The organism is Moraxella sp. CTOTU47579 (assembly GCF_032004885.1).
Taxonomy (GTDB): Bacteria; Pseudomonadota; Gammaproteobacteria; order Pseudomonadales; family Moraxellaceae; genus Faucicola; species Faucicola tetraodonis.
On the sequence record NZ_DALZOJ010000019.1, the window covers coordinates 1 to 15,668 of the forward strand.

General features: G+C 43.0%; 13 protein-coding genes. All 13 read left to right on the forward strand.

Annotated features, from left to right (window positions below):
* Positions 1–1,225 (forward strand): phospholipase A (locus tag RTP55_RS09890; RefSeq protein WP_312385836.1); only part of this gene is annotated, 1,225 nt, incomplete at its 5' end.
* 8 nt (positions 1,226–1,233) lie between these two features.
* Complete coding sequence (locus RTP55_RS09895) at positions 1,234–1,977, forward strand: ComF family protein (RefSeq protein ID WP_312385837.1); 744 nt, start codon at positions 1,234–1,236, stop codon at positions 1,975–1,977.
* Positions 1,978–2,303: 326 nt separating this feature from the next.
* Positions 2,304–2,840 (forward strand): GspH/FimT family pseudopilin, encoded by a 537-nt coding sequence (locus RTP55_RS09900; protein ID WP_144918136.1) that lies wholly within the window; start codon positions 2,304–2,306, stop codon positions 2,838–2,840.
* The gene (gene pilV / locus RTP55_RS09905) at positions 2,837–3,433 is read left to right on the forward strand and encodes a type IV pilus modification protein PilV (protein ID WP_312385840.1); all 597 of its coding nucleotides are present in this window, start codon (positions 2,837–2,839) and stop codon (positions 3,431–3,433) included. The genes RTP55_RS09900 and pilV overlap by 4 nt, the downstream gene beginning before the upstream one ends.
* On the forward strand, positions 3,433–4,359 hold the full coding sequence (locus tag RTP55_RS09910; protein WP_050325839.1) for a PilW family protein: 927 nt from the start codon (positions 3,433–3,435) through the stop codon (positions 4,357–4,359). The genes pilV and RTP55_RS09910 overlap by 1 nt, the downstream gene beginning before the upstream one ends.
* 57 nt (positions 4,360–4,416) lie before the next feature.
* On the forward strand, positions 4,417–5,265 hold the full coding sequence (locus RTP55_RS09915; protein WP_312385843.1) for a pilus assembly protein PilX: 849 nt from the start codon (positions 4,417–4,419) through the stop codon (positions 5,263–5,265).
* 49 nt (positions 5,266–5,314) lie between these two features.
* A complete protein-coding gene (locus RTP55_RS09920; RefSeq protein ID WP_312385845.1) occupies positions 5,315–9,559 on the forward strand; it encodes a pilus assembly protein in 4,245 nt (1,414 codons plus the stop codon).
* 10 nt (positions 9,560–9,569) lie between these two features.
* A complete protein-coding gene (locus RTP55_RS09925; protein WP_312385846.1) occupies positions 9,570–10,112 on the forward strand; it encodes a type IV pilin protein in 543 nt (180 codons plus the stop codon).
* 5 nt (positions 10,113–10,117) lie between these two features.
* Positions 10,118–10,540, forward strand: coding sequence for a type IV pilin protein (locus tag RTP55_RS09930; RefSeq protein ID WP_312385847.1), 423 nt, complete (start codon positions 10,118–10,120; stop codon positions 10,538–10,540).
* Positions 10,541–10,921: 381 nt separating this feature from the next.
* Positions 10,922–11,389: a pilin gene (locus RTP55_RS09935; protein WP_312385848.1), complete on the forward strand. Its 468-nt coding sequence runs from the start codon at positions 10,922–10,924 to the stop codon at positions 11,387–11,389.
* Between the two features lie 173 nt (positions 11,390–11,562).
* Positions 11,563–13,362: a PglL family O-oligosaccharyltransferase gene (locus RTP55_RS09940; RefSeq protein ID WP_312385849.1), complete on the forward strand. Its 1,800-nt coding sequence runs from the start codon at positions 11,563–11,565 to the stop codon at positions 13,360–13,362.
* On the forward strand, positions 13,362–14,627 hold the full coding sequence (locus RTP55_RS09945) for an exopolysaccharide biosynthesis polyprenyl glycosylphosphotransferase (protein WP_312385850.1): 1,266 nt from the start codon (positions 13,362–13,364) through the stop codon (positions 14,625–14,627). Before RTP55_RS09940 ends, RTP55_RS09945 begins: the two co-directional genes overlap by 1 nt.
* 39 nt (positions 14,628–14,666) lie before the next feature.
* Positions 14,667–15,665, forward strand: coding sequence for a UDP-N-acetylglucosamine 4,6-dehydratase (inverting) (pseB, locus tag RTP55_RS09950; protein WP_007115167.1), 999 nt, complete (start codon positions 14,667–14,669; stop codon positions 15,663–15,665).
* The last annotated feature ends 3 nt before the right edge of the window (positions 15,666–15,668 follow it).

The window sequence follows — 15,668 nt, forward strand, 5'->3', positions numbered from 1 at the left end:
AACAAAAGCTTCAACAAAAGCTTCAACAAAAGCTTCAACAAAAGCTTCAACAAAACCCTCAACACAAGATTCAACAAAAACTTTAATAACAACAACCGTTATTCCTGTCGACGAGCAAACGCTGCTAACCTGTTCAAAAATCACTGACAATGTCGCGCGTCTAGCTTGTTTTGACAAGATAAGCGTTGGTAAAATCGAACCCGAAGCCAAGGCGCCCCTTGATATTGCCAAAACCTTGAAAGTGAGTATCAAAGAAGGTAAAGCAGTGCCCGTGTTAGCCGTGGATCAAACGACAACCGTCACGACTCCCACTAAAAACGAGCAAAAAAAACTGGATCATTTGGTACCCAACAAGCTTGACAAAACCATCTTAAAACAAGTGGGGGTGACTGCAACGGATGTGGAAAAATATACGCCACTGAGTGTGTTATATGACTTGGATAAAAATGATCCCAAAGGGATACTGACGATACGTCCACATTTGCCCATGTATGTCATGCCGCTTTGGTACAACGCGACGCCAAACTATGATATTCATTCACCCACCCAAGATCATGTTCGCGCATCGAAAGATTCTTTGCAGCACTTAGATAGCAAGCTGCAAATTTCAATGAAAACCAAGCTTGCCCAAGATGTGTTCGATACCAATGCCGATGTTTGGCTTGGCTATACCCAGCAGTCTTATTGGCAAGTGTACAATGGTAAGTATTCAAGACCTTTTCGCAGCTCAGATTATCAGCCAGAGATATTTTTGACACAGCCTATCAAGGGTAATCTGCCTGGGAATGGGTCATTAAGAATGTTAGGCGCGGGGCTCGTGCATGAATCAAATGGACAATCAGACCCGTTATCCCGTTCTTGGAATCGTATCTATGCGATGGCAGGGACGGAGTGGGGCAAACTCACCGTGATTCCAAGACTGTGGCTCATCGCATATGAAAACAGTAAAGACTCGGATAACCCAGATATCGGGGACTACATGGGCTATGGCGATGTGCGTTGGTTGTATCCGCTTAATGACCAAAGCACAGTGGGTGGTGTGATGCGTTATAATCCAAGTACCAATAAAGGCGCTATACAGGTAGACTACGCCTATCCATTGACAGGCGGTATGAAAGCGATTTTACAAGTATTCCATGGTTATGGTGAAAACATCCAAGACTATAATCATAAGAGCACCAATGTCGGTATTGGTATCATGTTCAATGATTTTAAAGGGCTTTAACTGCGTTTATGGCAGTCTTAGCCCCCTTGCCTTGGTGGCGATTGCCCTTTGCCATGGCGCTAGTGTATCAAGCGAAAGCTCATCACCGTTGCCAACTATGTGGCATCAATGATTGCGCTGCAGCAGGCTTTGATAACTTAGCACCGCGTCACCATGACCATTGGTTCAATCGACAGCAATTTCTTTGTCAGCCATGCCATAACCGGTTTGCATGGTCAGCGTCATGCTTTACTTTGCAACTCAAGCAAACGTCACTGCGTGGCGTAGCCAGTGGCTACTATCAATATCCCCTCAATCAAATCATGCTTGGGTACAAAAATGGGCAGCAGTTACATCATCTGCCCGTTTTGGTTCAAGCTATCAGACAGCTTAATATTCCCAAAGGTTGTCATTCCAAAAACTCTTTAATTATTAAAGTGCCAACAAGTTTACAGCGCATTCGGCAACGCGGCTTCGATCCGCTTGCCATGTTAACCGCTTATCTAAGCTTTCATTGGCAAATCCCTGTTTTTACGGGTGTGCAGCGATTCGAGCGACCTCACCAGCAGGGGCTAAGCCGAGAGGAGCGTTTGGATAATATCAAAGATGCGTTTTCTCTAACAGATATGCCTCCTAGCAAAAATTTGATTTTGTTTGATGATGTGGTGACGACAGGCGCCACCTTGTCTGAATTGGCTAATCTACTCACGAATTATCACCCATCTTCCCATATTCATGCGTATTCAGTCTTGCATGGTAAGGTTTTGCATTAGGTCCTGCTTGTGACTGTTTTGCGACCAAAGTTGCAACGCCATACCGTTAAAGCTCGCAGATAAAGGCGGGCTACCAGTGGGTTATTGGAAGGATTCTTTAAAATACTAAGCTAAAAATGATTTGATAATACGTGAGCGCCCTTTCGTCCTAATTCGCTTAGCAACGATAAGTGGCTCAGGTAAACTATGGGTAGTAAGCTTTAGGTATGACAATTAACAAAAATACTGCGATAATAGGTATGTTTTTTGCTTTAATGTTAGAATGGTTTGTGCTAGTAAACATGGTATGATAGGTCGTTTATCAAGGGGTATGGGTGGGTATCGTGATGAAAGTTTTGAAAAGACAGTATCATCGTGACCGAGACCAAGGTTTTACGCTGATTGAGCTTGTCATCACCATTGCAATTATAGCTATCATTGCGGCGATGGCAGCACCTAGTATGCAACGACAGATTCAGCAAGCCAGAATCAAAGATGGGGCAAACATCATTGAAGCTGCGCTAAAAGATGCAAGAACCCAAGCAATGATTGCTCAGCGATCTACTAGGGTAGTGCTAACCAATAGCTCATCAAGCAAAAAAATCACTGTATTGTATGTAAAAAGGTCGGCAACAGATGCTGATGAAATGCTGTCTGACTATACGCTAGACAAAAATTTGACGATTACCGCTAGCCCGAGTGCCTTAACTGCAGTTAGTTTTACCCCTTATAAAAAAGCTTACCAAGGGGACACCGGAACGGGCACTGTCACAGATAGCTCGACCAATTTTTCAGTGTGTTATGGCGCTGGGTCTGATAAATATACCATCATGGTCGATGCAAGCAGTAATATTGTCACTAGCAAAAATGGGACGTGTTCATGAACTCACAAAAAGGCATTGGCTTAATAGAAGTGCTGGTGGCATTGATGTTGTTAGCAATCGCGGTGCTTGGATTTACTGCGATGCAGATGACCGCAGTCAAAGCTACCGATGAGAGCTTGATGCGTACCCGAGCATTAACTGTCATGCGGGGTGGCGCAGAAATGATGCGAGCGAATCCTGCTGGCATCGCTAAATTTAGTGATGCATTAAATTCAAGTGCGGTGACCACTGCTATTATAGTGGATGGCACATCTATTACCAAAGATAGTTGTATGACAAACAATAGTACTGTCCCAACGCCTTGTACGATAAACCAAACAGCGACGAAAGATGCGCTAACGCTAAAGCAATATGCGAATGATAATGAGTTAACTATCTCAATGGTGACTTGTCCAGGCACGGGTACAACAACCACTACTACGACCGTTGGCACTGTCACTACGACAAGAACAGTCTCAGGCCAGGCGCGTCAATGTTTTGTAACTAGCTGGGGTACAACTACAGCGACATTAGGATCGGGCAATAATGACTGTGCCAATACAGATGGTGTTTACAACTCTGGTGCACAGTGCTTTATTCTGGAGGCTTATTGATGATGTTGACTTCTAATCGTCACTACACGCCTCAATTAGGTTTTACCCTTGTCGAACTCATGATCTCTATTGTCTTAGGATTGCTGATATCGGCTGCCGTTATCCAAATTTATCTAACCAATGTCAGAACGACTACAACACAAAAAAGTGGCAGTGAGCTGCAAGATGCTAGTATTTTTGGACTTCAGCAGTTAGAAGCTCACATACGTTTGGCAAACCTTGGAAACTCAGTAAATAAAATAACGGATACCACCGAAAATGGCGGTATCGTGTTATCCTTAAAAAATCTAGGGGTGACTGATACAATAATACTCCCTTTTTTGACGCATACCGCAGGTGATAAAGGGTTTACTAGTACTTCAAATATTAATAATATCAATAGTGACCAACTGACTATACAGTTTACCAATACCACAGGGCAAACGATGTCAGATTGTGAAAGCGTAGATATCCCTCCAAATACAAAAGTGATTGAGCGCTATTTTGTGCGACAAGTGACGGGTGACACCAGTACAGGGGCAGTCAAAAATCTTGCCTTGGTGTGTGATGCAGGTAGAATTGATGGTGCAACGATTACGGATTTAAGTGCAAATTATAAAACGGGTGGTAATGAACTGATTACGGGTGTCGATCAATTTAAAGTGTTATTAGGTGTTCAAGACGCAACCAATAGAATCATGTACTTGCCAAGCTCTACTTATATCAGTCTTACAACATCACCGCATCCATCGATTGTGGCGGTGCGTGTTGGGCTGATAGTGAGAGGTAGTACGCCTATTGTAGGTAGTAGTGATAAAACTAGCTTTACATTATTAGGTCAAACCCATGAGTTAAAAACAGACACCACACGCAAACAATTGGTACGTACTACTTATGAGTCAACCACACTACTACGCAATGCCCGTGTTATTAGTGTGACGCCTTAGTATTCACCATTATTTATCCTATTTTCAGCCGTTTTTTAGCAACTTGAGATGTACAGTATGCCGACCAGTATGCCCAATCATTGCCATACCAAACTCGCTAAACCACCTGTAGTGCTGTATCGCCCTAATCAGCAAGGAGCGGCTCTGATTGTGGTGTTATTATTTTTGGTGCTAATTATGTTGGCAGGTGTGATGGCAGTCCGCCGTAGTAGTACTGATTTAAAGACAGCAACCGCCGACCAAATCAACACACTTTTATTACAATCTTCTGACAGTGCCAATCAAAAATTAGAAAATATGCTGAATGGCAGCCCTAGTTCGCAAGAGTATAAAGATGTAATGAGCGTATCGGGTGTGTTTGGACACTTTTTACTAAACCCAGACAACCAAGGCAATGAGTTCATCTATTGTTATAACCCGCGTACGCGCAAATACTTGACCAGTAATGCCACTATTTATACTTCCACAGGTGGGACATGGAGTGGTCTTAATAATGGTATCTGTGATTATAACAGCCCAGCAGGATACACCAGTGCCCGCCATACGGTAATGACACAGATGAGCGTATCAATACCAGTAGGGTCGAATGATGATGAAGTATTCTCCAATGTGGTGATTGGCAAAGAAGTAGAAAACCGCTCTAGTAAAAAATTTAAATTTAATATTCGTGCCACCTCCGTATTGCCAGCTTTTAATCCACCCAAAGATAGTAGTAATACCAGTTGTCTTACCAAGTCCAGTGTGCCAATGGCCGATGGTAAGATTCCACTATTAACTTGTTTGCATGATGCAGGTACACCAACCAAGATGTTATATGAGCAAGCTGACGTTGAGAACAACTCCGAAGGTATCAAATGTATCACTTATGGCAGAGGCTCGCTTGACACAGCGTGTCAGCTGTCATGATGAAAGCCTTCGTTGACCTAGGTTTGATTATAAAGAAAGGATTGATAATATGAAAATTACTAAGCGTCATCCGTCTTCTGTTCAGCGGTTATTACCATCACTAAAATATCTAGTGGTGGCGATGGCATCTATCGGTATCATGCCACTATCACAGGCAGATGTGGTTCAAAAAAATGTTGGGGACTTGGAGATTTATAAGGCGGCTGAAGGTGGTAAAGTTACCATTACTATGATGCTTGATACCTCTGGAAGTATGGGGCTTACACAGTCAAACGTGGGTTATGAGGCATGTGATTTACCAAGTGGTGTGACTTATTCCTCTTATAGTTATGAAAATTCAACAACTACACCAAGTTATAAACGCTATTTTTGCAAGGTTACGAATAATATACCTAACTACTACTATTATAAAGATTCCTCAGGCAAGTGGTTTCAATGTGGTAGTACAAGTGATGGTTCTACTTCCAAAACAGATTGTAAAATTCCACTAGAAGCTGCCCCCACTACAACAGGTTTGACTAATACTAGTAATTACTTTTATAAAAACAAGCAATTCTATGACCGTATTACGAGGCTCAAAGATGCTATTTTTACGTTAATGGACAGCACTGCCTTAGATTCTAATAAAGTCTCAATTGGAATTGGACAATTTTCAACACAAAGTGATAGTAATAATGAAGCGTTCACCGCAGATGGTATCAGTGGTAAAATCCTAGTGCCAGCAGCATTGCTAGATGATACACAGCGTCAAAAGATAAGAGACGCGATTGCCGGATTGACAGCCTACAATGGCACACCTTCAGCCAATGCCTATGCAGAAGCAGGTGGCTATATGATGGGTGAAACAACTGCCTTATATAGCCAACTATATTTTGTGAGAAGTAATAATAATTACGCTAAATGTGATAGTTGGGTAGGTGCAACTTGTAATAATTGGAAGGGTTGGTATTCCAATTTCATCCAAGGTACAACTGTAAAAGGCAGTAGTGGTACACTGTCTGGATACAATGGTAACTATTATATGGGTACCCGTTCGGATAGTGGCTTTCCCAACTCATATGCCGATGCAAAAAACTCTGATAAATATAAAACCCCATTAAGTAGCACAAATTCCCAATGCGATGGACAAGGCATCTATTTCCTGACTGACGGTGTGCCCAATAACAACAGTGATCCTAGTGGACTTATGAAACTAGCCTTAGGCAGCAAAGGTAATGATTTCAATATTCCTTCTACAGGAACGCTCACTGGTAGTAGTGATTCAGGCTGGAATGCGATTAGTGTTTTTGCCAAAGCATTGCGCACTAAAACCAGCAACCCTATGGGATTAAATATTAAAACAGCAGTGGTAGGTTTTGGTTCGGATTATAATGTTTCTGCCTATAACGATATTTTAAAAACGTTAAAAATGCCTGTACTGGATCAAGTGACTGCTCTACCGGTAAAAGATTCTGCAGGCAACTATTTATATCAAGATAAAACTGCCAAATACTTTAATTGTAGTCTTTTGCCAAGTGGTGATATCCGAAATACTTGTAACTGGGGCGCTAAATCCAATCCCTTATTGTCAATAGGGGTAGGCGGCTATGGTGAAGGCGGCTTTTACTCAGCCCAATCCACCGAAGATGTCATTAATAGTATCGTTAACTTTGTCAGTGACCTTAATCAAACCATTCCTGCGACTCCATCAGGCACCATAACCATCCCTGATGACCCCTACCGTGCTGATAGTCAACTTGCAGTCGCCTATTACCCAATGGTCGAAGCAAAAGTTGCCGAAGCAAGAGCTATCTGGCCAGGCAATGTCAAGAAATATAACTTAAATCAAGGTACATTGTATGGCAAAAATGAACAGCCATTATTCTCCGATGCGGCAGGCAACCTAGTCAAGACTACTCAAGACTTATGGAGCGATATAGACTATCAAAATAGTAATAACTCAGTCACGTCAGGTGGTTATTATGCCCAGCTAAACACCCCAAATACAGGAGTGAGCTCAGTGCGCACACTTTATATTGAAGATTTAATAGCCACAGGCGCAGCCACTACTAAGTTACGGAAATTTGCGGTCAATACCAACGGTAAGTTGACCCTAGATGGCAATTTAATCACTACCAGTAACACATTTAATGACACCAGTACTTACTCCCTTGATAACGTCGCAAAGCTCCTTAATTTTTTGGGTTTTAGCAATGTATCCTTTGCTACCACAGGGACAGATGTACAAAAATTAAGCGGACTGACACTGACTACTGCTGATAATGCTACATCTGCCACAAAGGTAGTAGGGGCAACGCTGCACTCAGCACCAACCGCCGTTTCTTACTCAGCGACACTAGATGATGATGGGCGCGTTACTGATACCCGAGACGACTATGTGTTGTTTGGTTCGATGGAAGGCGCACTGCATCTGGTGAATGCCGATAATTATGGTAATGGCAATGGCGGTAAAGAGGTATTTGCTTTTATTCCTCGTACTATGTTGCAAAACCAACCGTATGCACTTGAAAAAGACTCAACGAAAATTAACTCGACAACCTCTAGTAGCATTGGTGCTCCCGTGGCAGGGATTGATGCCCCTTGGCTAGTCACAGCCGACTACAAATATGACTTCTCCAACAAAAAAGTCAATATTGATAACTCAGGTAGTGGCAGTACCCAAAAAGGTGTTTTTGCGTATGGTGGGCTAAGGTTGGGTGGTACAGGACTCTATGGACTTAATCTGAACAATTATAGTACGCCTAGTATTGTGTTCAATATCACCCCAACGACCGCTGGATTTGCTGATATGGGACAAATTTGGTCAAAACCTACCAAAGCAAAAATTAAGACCACAACGAGCAGCACGGATACGGGGACAGACGTGCTGATTTTTGGTGGTGGCTATGATCCTTGTTATGAAGCGCAAGACTTTCAAGTAGGCGCCACATCGCCAACTACTGCCGAAGCAACAGCCGATGCAGCCCTTGCCGAAGGCTCGCGTAAAAATATCAAGGTCTGGTCAGACAGTTGTAAGACCAAAGCGACGACCAAAACTGCGGGCAATGCCGTCTATATGATAAATGCCAAAACAGGGGCACTTATTTGGTCGGCTACTAAGTCAGCTAACAGTGTAGGCGCGAACACCACCAATCCTTATCTTAATAGTAGCATTGTAGGTGGTATTACCACACTAGACCGCAACAATGATGGCTTTGTTGATCATATTTATTTTGCAGACTTGGCAGGGCAAGTGTTCCGTGCAGATTTCACCAACGCAGGTGATAGCATCTATGAAAAGAATTCGAGTGGTAACTATGTCGGTACTAAACAGACGGGCTTTGCTGGGCAGCGTATTACTCGCTTGTTACAACCAATTTATCCTGTCGCCAATACCACAGGTGCCATCACTGCCAATACCAATGCCAAATTCAACCTTCGCCTATATGAGCGTCCTGTGGTGAGTTTTTATAGGAATGAGCAAAAAAACAATGCGTTGTTTGCGCTAGTAAACGTCATTTCAGGTGATCGCAGTTCTCCACTATCAAAAATACGTACAAGTAGCACTAATGCTGATCGTGTGTATGGTCTTATAGATACTGATATCACCAAGGCAAACAGTATATTCTTTGCCAAAGATTTTACGACCACCAACACCAACAAACAGACTGTTGTTGACCTGAGTGATAGTGACCTTACCAATATACCAACGGCTTTAGGTACTACCATACCTGTGCCAAGTGCTACTCGTACCACAGCAATTGGCAATATGACATCGGGTAGCAAAAAAGGCTGGTATTATCCGCTAACGCGATTTGATGGCTATAGTAATGTATTGTATAACAAAGGGGTGGGCAAGTCCGAAGTGGTGAATAGTATGCTCTACACGACCGTCTACAATCCAGATATGTCTTATGGTACAGCCGATCCTTGCTCTGCTAAAGTAGTGGGAGGCTCAGAGAGAGAACTATACTGCTTGCCATGGGGTATCTGTACCGATGCCGATTCTAAAACAGGTACAGGCGGATTTTTGCGGGCTGGGCAAGGCATTCAAGAGTTGACTTTGGGACCTTATAGCAGTAATAAAACAAATATCCGATTATTGATTGGTAATGTCATCTTGGCAGATAGAGCCAATAATCGCTTTGATTATGGCACAGATAGCGGCAAAGATAGTAGTTTGATAAAAAGTAATCAACTGGCTGGTGGCAATACATTAATCACTCAGCAAGGCGGCGATGGCTCAGCAGCTGAGTATCTGTATAGAGAACGCTATACGCTAACACCTAGAACTTGGTATGAGACTTTCAGATAAAGGAATCACTATGCGGCAGGTGCAGTCAGGGTTTACCTTAATCGAATTGATGGTAACAGTAGCGATGGTGGCTATCTTAGCAGCTATTGCGATACCATCGTATCGCCAATATACCATCAAGAATGCTGAAGCTCAAACCCAAGCGCGGATGAAGCAACTTGAAATTGAGTTAGAACGTTGGCGCAGCAAGGCATTGACTTATAAAGGATTTATGCCCCAAAAAGCGACTGGTAGCTCGATAAGTTATACATTTGATGCCAACAACAAAATCATTAATGTACCTGATAGTACCAATACGCGGTACACTATCAAAGTATTGGACGGGAGCAGTACGGCTAGTAAAGAAATTACACTGGTAGGCTCGGATTCAGCGACTACAGTCGATAGTGCAACAGGCGCTAGTTGGGTGATGTTTGCAGAGCCTAGCCAAAGTTTGGCAAATTATGGGGCGTCACGACTACTAATGACTAGTGCAGGTCGCCAATGTAAAAATAAATCGTCGACGTTTAGCTTAGAAGCTACATGTAACGAAACAGGGTCAGTAAAATGGTAACTTTAATGATAACAGCGAACCGTACATCCAACAAAGGCTTTACCCTAATTGAACTTATGATAGTGGTGGCTATCATCGGTGTGTTGGCGGCGATTGCTTATCCCAATTATCAACGCTACGTCATCAAAACCAAACGCACTGATATGATGACAGAGATGCAAAATATCGCCTCGCAAATTGAATCACGTAAACTGGCACAAGGCAGTTACACGAACGCAGGCACAGGATTAGATGGGAGTTTCCCTAGAAGTGGTACAGCATTATATACTATCACCCTAGCACCCACCCCCCTCACTGACCGTTGGACAATTACAGCCACACCTATTAGTTCATCGCAGATGGCAAATGATGGTACGCTCACGCTAAACGCGCAAGGGATAAAATGCCGAAATACCTCATGTGGTACAGGTCAAGAGTGGAATAACTAGCTTATCAAGCTAGACATTGAACAATTTTTGGCAGCATGGACAACATTCATGTTGGTTGACATAAAATACTGACAAAGATTGTCATATCTTTGACAATAACATATGGATAGATGAATAAATTGTGATGGTTAAAAAAACTTTACGCTTAAATAATTTTTGGTATATTAAGTCAGTGTGAAATTAGTCGCCAAGTAGAAGGCATATTATTGTTAACTTGGCTAAAAAAAGAAATTGGCACACAAACTGCAGTGATTGTATTACCAAGGCAAAGTGATGGTTAGCCAAACTTTGCAGATTGACTCATTTACTTGGATGACAGGCTATATAATTAACTATATGATTAGGTTATCCATTTTATACACTCAAAAATAGGAGTTCATTATGAACGCTCAAAAAGGTTTTACCCTTATCGAATTAATGATTGTTATCGCGATTATCGGTATTTTGGCTGCGATTGCTATTCCAGCATATACTGATTACACTACCCGTGCACGTGTTACAGAAGCAGTTTCAACTGCTGCTTCGATGAAAGCCACTGTATCAGAAAATATTATGAATGCTGGTGGTACTAGTATTCCTAGTACCGGTAACTGTTCAGGAGTTAAACTGATTAATGCTACTGCTGGCGGAGTAACAAAAAATGTTGCATCCTCTACGTGTACTGATAGTACTGGCGTAATCTTAGTTAATACTACGGAAGCAGCAAAATCAGTTCCTATTACTATGACACCTACTTATACAGGGGGTAATGTAACTTGGGTATGTTCTACTACTGAAGCTATGTATAAATATGTACCTTCGGAATGTCGTAATCCTACTACAACTTCTACGACTTCTACGACTAAATAACTCTAGTTGAAGTATATAATACAGTTACTATAAATGTTTAAGTGTTTTATAAAAAGGGCTAAGTTTTAGCCCTTTTTATTTTTGGTGAGGAAGTGAAATTATAGTGTGTAATTAATTTTAATGCTAAACTACCCCGTTTAGCATTTTTGCGTTTAAAGCCCACGAAAAACACCATGCTACTATCGACATCAAACCAAACCCTCAATCAAGATATTCGTCTATTTACCCTATGGATGGGCTTAGCCATTTTGACGTACCTCATGCCTTGGCACTCGCCGCTCGGTCGAGATTTTGTCGTCAATGCCACCGCATTTGGGTTTGTGAGTTTGGCAATCGCGGCTTTTTTTTGGCAAAACCCGATTACAAAGGTTAGCAAATCTGTACTTACTTGGTTGTTGCTAGCGCTATTGATTGTATGTCAGCCACTATTCAACTATATCGCTTACCCCGATGCGCTGATATTCCCCGTGACAAGCTTGCTGGTGGTGGCATTGACCGCGGTCGTTGGGACAAACATTGACAATAAAGCGAATTTATTAAACCGCCTGTTTATTGCGGTATATCTCATGGCAATCATCACCTTTATGATTCAAATGATGCAGATGAGCGGCTATCAGATTGATTATAAAGGCTGGGTGATTGCCCGTGGTAACGCCAATGGCGGACGCTATGACGGCAACTTTGGGCAAGCCAATCACGCAGGTTATGCGTTTGTGCTCGCGCTGTGTGGGGTGATTTATCAACTGCAGCAGTCGTTTCAAGAAAGGTTAAATGCGCCGCAGTGGCTGATTGGTCGATACCGACAATATGCGCGGTTTGGCTTGATGGTATTGTTTGTGATATTTACCATCGGGCTTGCCTTGACCCAAAGTCGGGCGGGTCTAGTGATGATGCTGGCGGTGATACCTATTTTCTTTTTGAGCCAGCCGATAGCGTGGAAAAGCAAATTATCAGCTAGCGTTTTTGGTCTTATCGTATTTGTGCTGTACTACATGGGCGCAAGCTGGCTTAGCAATTATAGCAGCGCCAATCAGCTTGGCGCGGTGAGCCGTATGGCGGGCGGGCAGGGAAACCGCTCGGCGATGAGCGAACGCGCCATGATGATATTTCATGACCATGTGCTCACAGGGGTCGGCTGGAACAACTACATGGGCGCAAGCGTTGATTATGCCCAATATTTTAAATGGCCAGAGATTGCCGACCATTCCCACAATTTTGTCACCATGATTTTGGCGGAGCTAGGTGTATTAGGCGCGCTGTGCTTTGTGCCGATTGTTTGGCTACTGGTGCGGGCGATTCATCTGCGCCATAGCAGCGAAAGCGCGATTGCACTGGCGTTTGTCATCGCTAGTATTTTGTATGCCAGTGTCGAATATCCGTTATGGTATTTTCGTTATCTCGCGGTTTTTGCCTTGTTTTTGGCGTTGATTGAACAGCGCAGCTGGCAGCTAGCGTGGCAACCCAAGCTAAGAAAAGCCCTGTCAGTGGTGATGCTGGGTTTGGCGATGTTATCAGGCTACTATATTTGGCAATATTTTCATCTCAATTATTTGGATTATAATCGCTTTATCAAGCAGACCAATCATCTAAACCAAGACAAAGGAATTGACTACCAAAATGAGGTGTTTGGCTTTAGTGCGTATCATGACCGCATCCTTGCCATGCAAGTGCCGATTAATCGCAATCAGGCAAGCGTCAAAGAAGCTATCTTTGAAGAGGTGCTCAATACCGATTCTTCCCAGTTTAATATCCTCGCGTATGCGCAGTTTTTAGCCTATAAAGGTGACCAGCAAGCGGCATTAACCCATATCAAAGCGGCTTGTGTCATGGTCAAAGATTTGTCGGATTGTGATAATGTGGATACTGACTTGGGTAACTTGGCCAAACAAGATCCTGCAACATTTGCAGCTTTATACCGTGAGTTTCAACAATGGCGTGACGCCAATCCTGAAAAAACAGGACTCAAACCATAATGCAGCGGGTAATTTTCTTGGTATGGCAAAATATCGCGTTCCGCCTCATCGTGGGTTGGGTAGTGGTGGTAATTTTGCCTGCCTTGCTGATGTGGCGAATGCGTTTTTTGCAGGGGCGCTGGCTGATCACTGAGTTTAATAGTATGGTATTAGCCACCTTGGGTGTACTGCTAGTTACCCTTGGTCTGCGCAAACTCACCCAATTTCCAGGTCAACGCTCCATCAGCTTTGTGTTGCCAACTTTATTGTTGGTGATGCTGCTGTTAGGCATGGTGATTATTGTTTTTCGGCTGCCGTATTCGCTGTATTATTTTGGCTTGTCAGGTGCGATCGGGGCAGTGTTTTTCTTTTTATCGTTTTTGCTGGAGCAAAAAGCGCACCAACCTTATATGGCGTATATTCCACTGGGACATTGTCAAAACTTTGAAGCGATTTTTCAAATCCATTGGCTGCGCCTTGAAAAGCCGCATTTGGATGCCATACAATCCAAAAAAGTGCAAGCCATAGTAGCAGACCTGTCATCGCCTGCACTCGATGAAGATTGGCAACGATTTTTAACCGAACAAACGTTACAGGGCAGACCGGTGTATAATAATCGCCAAGTGTATGAGTCTTTGACGGGTCGTCTGCCGATTCATCATTTGTATGAAAACGAATTGGGTTCATTGCTGCCATCGCAAACCTATTTATGGTTTAAACAACTGATTGATATTATAGCGATTTTATTGGTCTCGCCTTTTGTATTGCTGATTGCGCTGATAACTGTCATTGCGATACGGTTGGAAAGTCCAGGTAAGGCCATATTTGTCCAAGAGCGGGTCGGGCAAGGCGGCAAATTGTTTAAAATTTATAAATTTCGCAGTATGCGCTTTGACTCAGAAAAAAACGGGGCAAAACTGGCGCAACAAAATGACCCGCGTGTGACTAAAGTCGGTAAATTTATTCGTAAAACCCGTATCGATGAACTGCCGCAATTTTTGAATGTGCTTAAAGGCGATATGAGCCTGATTGGACCGAGACCCGAACAGCTAAGTTTTGTCAAAACCTTTGAAAAAACCATCCCTTTTTATAATTATCGACATATCGTCAAACCCGGTATTTCTGGATGGGCGCAGGTCACACAAGGCTATGCTAGTGATACCGATGAGACAGCGCTTAAGGTACAGTACGATTTTTATTATATTAAACATATTTCTTTTGCATTAGATATCTTGATTGTGCTCAAAACCATTCAAACCATGCTGACAGGTTTTGGGGCTAGATAAACTGCGACAAATAACTTTAGCCATAATAGGTAGTGCACTATGTTAACCAATTCAACCATTCTAGTGACAGGCGGAACAGGCTCATTTGGGCATACCTTTGTGCCGATGACGCTTGAAAAATATAATCCCAAAAAATTGATTATCCTCTCGCGTGATGAGATGAAACAGTGGGAAATGGCAAAACTGTATCAAGGCGACCCGCGTGTACGTTTTTTTATCGGTGATGTGCGTGATAAAGACCGTTTATATCGCGCGCTTGATGGGGTGGATTATGTGGTACATGCCGCAGCAACCAAAATCGTGCCCACTGCCGAATATAATCCGTTTGAATGTGTTAAAACCAATATCAACGGGGCAATGAATTTAATTGATGCCTGTATTGATAAAGGGGTGAAAAAAGTCGTTGCCTTATCGACTGACAAAGCATCTAGCCCCGTGAATCTGTATGGCGCGACCAAATTGGCGTCGGACAAACTGTTTGTCGCAGGCAACGCCTATTCAGGGGAGCATGGCACACGCTTTTCGGTGGTACGTTATGGCAATGTCATGGGAAGTCGTGGCTCGGTGATTCCGTATTTTCTATCAATTAAAGACAGTGGCGTGCTGACCATCACCGACCCGCGTATGACCCGTTTTATGATTTCGCTTGAGCAAGGCGTGGAGCTGGTTTGGCATGCATTTGACGACATGGTGGGCGGCGAAATTTATGTCAAAAAAATTCCTTCTATGACCATGCCAGATTTGGCAACTGCCGTTTCTGCCACTGCTGAGCAAAAAATCATTGGTATTCGTCCTGGCGAGAAATTGCATGAGCAAATGATTAGTGCCGAAGATTCTTTTCATACCTACGAATATCCTGAGCATTTTAAAATCTTGCCTGCGATTAATGGCTGGGATGAAACGCCTGAGCGTATCAAAGATGGTGTTAAGGTGCCAGAAGGCTTTGTGTACGCCAGTGATAATAACAGTGAGTGGATGACAACTGGGCAGCTCCAAGAATGGATTGAAACCAACAAAGCAAAAATTGGTAAAATTTAAACG

Coding starts and splice junctions, on each gene's coding strand:
- RTP55_RS09900 (WP_144918136.1), top strand. CDS start 2,304: ATGAAAGTTTTGAAAAGACAGTATCATCGTGACCGAGACCAAGGTTTT.
- RTP55_RS09930 (WP_312385847.1), top strand. CDS start 10,118: ATGATAACAGCGAACCGTACATCCAACAAAGGCTTTACCCTAATTGAA.
- pilV (WP_312385840.1), top strand. CDS start 2,837: ATGAACTCACAAAAAGGCATTGGCTTAATAGAAGTGCTGGTGGCATTG.
- RTP55_RS09945 (WP_312385850.1), top strand. CDS start 13,362: ATGCAGCGGGTAATTTTCTTGGTATGGCAAAATATCGCGTTCCGCCTC.
- RTP55_RS09910 (WP_050325839.1), top strand. CDS start 3,433: ATGATGTTGACTTCTAATCGTCACTACACGCCTCAATTAGGTTTTACC.
- pseB (WP_007115167.1), top strand. CDS start 14,667: ATGTTAACCAATTCAACCATTCTAGTGACAGGCGGAACAGGCTCATTT.
- RTP55_RS09915 (WP_312385843.1), top strand. CDS start 4,417: ATGCCGACCAGTATGCCCAATCATTGCCATACCAAACTCGCTAAACCA.
- RTP55_RS09925 (WP_312385846.1), top strand. CDS start 9,570: ATGCGGCAGGTGCAGTCAGGGTTTACCTTAATCGAATTGATGGTAACA.
- RTP55_RS09920 (WP_312385845.1), top strand. CDS start 5,315: ATGAAAATTACTAAGCGTCATCCGTCTTCTGTTCAGCGGTTATTACCA.
- RTP55_RS09935 (WP_312385848.1), top strand. CDS start 10,922: ATGAACGCTCAAAAAGGTTTTACCCTTATCGAATTAATGATTGTTATC.
- RTP55_RS09895 (WP_312385837.1), top strand. CDS start 1,234: ATGGCAGTCTTAGCCCCCTTGCCTTGGTGGCGATTGCCCTTTGCCATG.
- RTP55_RS09940 (WP_312385849.1), top strand. CDS start 11,563: ATGCTACTATCGACATCAAACCAAACCCTCAATCAAGATATTCGTCTA.